This is a genomic window from Wolbachia endosymbiont of Drosophila bicornuta (assembly GCF_028982105.1).
Taxonomy (GTDB): Bacteria; Pseudomonadota; Alphaproteobacteria; order Rickettsiales; family Anaplasmataceae; genus Wolbachia; species Wolbachia pipientis.
Genome location: NZ_JAPQLF010000107.1, coordinates 1 through 4,047, shown reverse-complemented (window position 1 = coordinate 4,047; position 4,047 = coordinate 1). Strand labels below are relative to the sequence as shown.

The following is a 4,047-nucleotide window of genomic DNA, read 5'->3' as shown; positions in this document are numbered from 1 at the left end:
CATTAAGTAATCCTTACCTTTTAATCTGCAGATTGGCGAAAGCAAATACAACAGCTTCAGTTTCATGATAGGGGGGCTGGCGGAGTTTGTCAAGCAAGTTTTTTCGTTTCTACTGAATGACAGTTGTGGCTTGGGAGGTAGTGCAAGAAGTCTATTGTATTACTGAATTATTAATAATCTAGTAATAGTGCCTGCTATGTAGCTAAAATTTTCCTTTAACTTAAGCTATATGTAGCTAAAATAACTTGGGTTTACCGACAACCGTCATCCCGCTGCTTGTTAGCGGGATCTAGAGATATCGCGGCGGTATGACCCTGACTTGCATTAGCTATGTATAATAAAGGGAATCTATGACAAAAGAATCATTGGTAAAAACTGATATAGTGAAAGTTGAAGACAAAAAGGCGGTAAGAAGCTTTTTTAAAATACTAGGTGGAGTGGCAGATGCTGTAAGATCGTGGATTGGTAACATCAGTCCTGATTTAAGCAACAGTCGCGATATCGATAGTTTAGTCTTGAAGATGAACGAGTGCTTAAATCCAAAGGGAGGGGAGGTTTCAGCACGTAAAAACGCTGTATCTCTTGGTAACTTGTACTTAAGCTTATCAGAGAAAGGCAAAATAAAATTTCTACAAACCCTGGCAGAAAAATTTAATCCGAATAAAGCGGAAATAGATGAGAAAATTAGAGAGTATAAGAAAAACCAAGATCCCGAGTTAAACTATAAATTTGAACAGGATTTAATAAAAATTCTTGAATCACCGCGTTCTAAAATATTAAAGCAATTTATTTCTTTACCAGAAGGCCTTAAGTTTATTGTTGATATGCGTTCTGATGTTCTTAAGCTAAAAAACCAACATAGAAGCTTGAATCCACTAGAGAACGAATTAAAAAATATACTCTATACTTGGGTTGATGTCGATCTACTAGATCTTCGTCAAATCACTTGGGATTCACCTGCATCATTGCTAGAAAAACTTATAAAATATGAAGCTGTGCATAAAATTTCCTCTTGGGGCGACCTAAAAAACAGACTAGATTCTGATCGTCTCTGTTTTGCTTTTTTTCATTACAAGATACCAAACGAACCTCTAATTTTTGTAGAGGTTGCATTGCTGGATAAGATTGCAGATAGCATTCAACACCTTTTAGATGAGTCAGTACCTTCAAATGATCTGAGTAATGCGAGCACTGCTATATTCTATTCAATATCAAATACTCAAGCAGGGTTATCTGGAATCAGCCTTGGTAATTTTTTGATCAAAAGGGTTGTAGAAAAGCTATCACAGGAGTTTAAAAGTATAAAAACATATGCAACTCTTTCTCCAATACCTGGCTTTACGAAATGGCTAAAAAACAATCTAAACCAAGATGTCACTTTATTGGGCAAACTAAATATAAAACAATCTGGTGCAGAAATTTTAGAAAGTGCAGAGCAATTAAAAACTAATGTTGAATGTACAAATGAAACTAAACAATACATGCTTAAACTATGTGCATATTATTTACTAAAAGTGAATAATAGTAATGGAAATACTTATGACCCGGTGGCGCATTTTCATTTAAGCAATGGCGCATCAATAAAACAATTAAACTGGATGGCGGATACTTCTGAAAAGGGTATTAGTCAGTCAGCCGGGATGATGGTAAATTATCTATATGAGTTGCCTAAAATAGATAATAATCATGAAAACTATATGGTTAATAAAGTGATTTCCTGCTCGAAAAAAGTGTCGTCTATGTTGAAGGAGTAAATAGTCTCTTAATAAAGGATTGCCCTCACAACACTTAAAATGTAAAATGGTTCTACTTAAGTAAAATAGCCATAAATGAACAACATAAGAAATTTTGCAATAATAGCGCATATAGACCACGGTAAGTCAACGCTTGCTGACCGTTTAATAGAGGAATGTAACGGCCTTGAAGCAAGAGAAATGACCAATCAAATACTCGATTCAATGGATATAGAACGCGAACGTGGGATTACAATTAAGGCACAGACGGTAAAACTCAATTATACGGCAAACGACGGTAATCAATATTGCCTAAATCTCATGGACACCCCAGGTCACGTTGACTTTTCTTACGAGGTAAGCCGAAGCTTAGCCGCATGTGAAGGTTCACTTTTAGTGGTAGATAGTAGCCAGGGCGTTGAAGCACAAACCCTTGCAAATGTATATAAAGCTATTGACAACAACCATGAAATAATAGTTGTGCTCAATAAAGTTGATCTTCCTGCTTCAGATCCAGAATGGGTAAAACTCCAGGTTGAGGAAATAATCGGTATTGATGCAAGTGAGTCAGTTTTAATATCAGCAAAAACTGGACTTGGAATAAAAGATGTACTGGAAGCAATAGTAGCAAAACTTCCAGCTCCTCAAGGTGATGTAAATGCTCCATTGCAAGCAATTTTGGTTGATAGTTGGTATGACACTTACTTAGGAGTAGTAATTTTAGTGCGAGTTAAAAATGGAGTGCTAAAAAAAGGCATGAGAATTGTTATGATGTCTAATAATGCTACATATCAAGTGGACAATATTGGTATTTTCACCCCTAAAAAAGTTATGACGAGTGAGCTTTCAGCGGGTGAAGTTGGTTTTATAACTGCTTCAATGAAGGAAGTAGCAGACTGCAAGGTAGGAGACACTATCACTGAGGAAAAGAGACCTTGTAGTGAAGCACTTCCTGGATTTAAAGAAGTGCATCCTGTGGTATTTTGTAGCATTTTCCCTCACAAAACGGATGATTTTAAATATCTAAGGGAAGCTCTAGAGAAGTTACATTTAAATGATGCAAGTTTTACCTTCGAAGCTGAAACTTCAAATGCACTAGGCTATGGATTTCGTTGTGGTTTTTTGGGAATGTTGCATCTTGAAGTTATTCAAGAAAGGCTCGAGAGAGAATTTGATTTAGACCTAACAGCAACTGCACCGAGTGTTATATATAGGGTTACAACACGAAGTGGTGAAATTTTGAATATTCATAACCCAAGTGATATGCCAGATCCAACGAAAATTGAAATTGTGGAAGAACCATGGATTACCGCAACCATAATGGTCCCTGACCAATACTTGGGAGAGATTCTATCTCTATGTGAAGAAAGGAGGGGAGAACAGGAGGATTTATCTTACATTGGTAACACAACAACAGCATTGTTAAGATATAAATTACCACTGTCTGAAGTTGTTTTTGACTTTTATGATCGATTAAAATCAATTTCCAAAGGATATGCAAGTTTGGATTGGGAAATTTCCAGCTATCTGGTAAGCCAAATAGATAAATTAAGCTTTTTAATTAATGGAGAGCCCGTAGATGCACTGGCTTGTATCGTTCACAAAAGTAGGGCAGAAAAAAGAGGGCGTGAAATATGCGCACGCTTGAAGGATCTAATACCACGTCAGCAATATAAAATCGCGATTCAAGCGGCAGTGGGCGGAAAAATTATTGCCAGAGAAACGATTAACCCATACAGAAAAGATGTAACAGCTAAACTCTATGGTGGAGATGTAACGCGAAGAATGAAACTACTTGAAAAGCAAAAGAAGGGTAAAAAAAGGTTACATTCTATAGGGAACGTAAATATTCCACAGAATGCTTTTATTCAAGCCTTGAAGATAAGTGATTGATCTTAAAAGACTTCTTGTATAGTTTTTGGCAACAACCGTTAGAAACGAAAAAACTTACTTGACAAACTCCGCCAGCTCCCTTATCATGAAACTGAAGCTATTTATTTATCTTCGCAGTCTGTGCAGGTTAATGACAAAAAACTTAGGGTATTTGGCATCTCATGTTTAATTTTTCGCACTACGTGCATCGCGTGTCTTTAAAAATTTTTAGGTTTTTACCTATGTGAGCCGAAACGCGCTTACAAAGCGTTTAAGACAGCAAAAAACGTCAAATTGACAAGGGGGAATTTGAATGCTAGCTACTACGTGGTTTCTTTGCCTTTTTTCCTGCTTAGTAAATTTCTTAAACAATTGCGGTGTAGGTTAGTTGCAAGTTAAAAGCAGCTAAATCGCTCTTAATCAAGCGTTTTAGAATAAAAAA

At 36.4% G+C, this 4,047-nt stretch carries 2 protein-coding genes; both read left to right on the top strand.

What is annotated here, in order from left to right; translation table 11 throughout:
* Positions 1 to 350 precede the first annotated feature (350 nt).
* Positions 351 to 1,754: a malonyl-CoA decarboxylase gene (locus tag OZD68_RS03365; protein WP_182309397.1), complete on the top strand. Its 1,404-nt coding sequence runs from the start codon at positions 351 to 353 to the stop codon at positions 1,752 to 1,754.
* Between the two features lie 75 nt (positions 1,755 to 1,829).
* Positions 1,830 to 3,626 (top strand): translation elongation factor 4, encoded by a 1,797-nt coding sequence (gene lepA / locus OZD68_RS03360; protein WP_182309396.1) that lies wholly within the window; start codon positions 1,830 to 1,832, stop codon positions 3,624 to 3,626.
* Positions 3,627 to 4,047: the final 421 nt, after the last annotated feature.

Excerpts from the sequence above, each read along its gene's own strand:
- OZD68_RS03365 (WP_182309397.1), top strand. The coding sequence starts at position 351 with ATGACAAAAGAATCATTGGTAAAAACTGATATAGTGAAAGTTGAAGAC.
- lepA (WP_182309396.1), top strand. The coding sequence starts at position 1,830 with ATGAACAACATAAGAAATTTTGCAATAATAGCGCATATAGACCACGGT.